Source organism: Pseudomonas sp. H26/SER47-MNA-CIBAN-0231 (assembly GCF_040310465.1).
Lineage (GTDB): Bacteria > Pseudomonadota > Gammaproteobacteria > Pseudomonadales > Pseudomonadaceae > Aquipseudomonas > Aquipseudomonas atacamensis.
Genome location: NZ_JBEOPW010000213.1, coordinates 1 through 230, shown reverse-complemented (window position 1 = coordinate 230; position 230 = coordinate 1). Strand labels below are relative to the sequence as shown.

Sequence of the window (230 nt, the reverse complement as noted above, 5' to 3'; positions counted from 1 at the left end):
CCCTGGCACACCACGGCATGGTTATCGTGCCGACCGGTTATGGCATCAGCGAGTTCTTCGACATCTCCGAAACCAACGGCGGCACGCCCTACGGCGCCACGACCATCGCCGGCGGCGACGGCTCGCGTCAGCCTTCGGAAAAGGAACTGGCCATCGCGCGCTACCAGGGCGAGCACGTGGCGAAGATCACCAGCAAGCTCAAGGGCTGACGAACGACGCAGTACCTACGC

General features: G+C 64.3%; 1 pseudogene. It reads left to right on the top strand.

Annotation, left to right across the window (positions count from 1 at the left end):
* A pseudogene (locus AAEZ10_RS27840) lies at positions 1-209 on the top strand (NAD(P)H:quinone oxidoreductase); the annotation flags it as partial.
* Positions 210-230 lie beyond the last annotated feature (21 nt).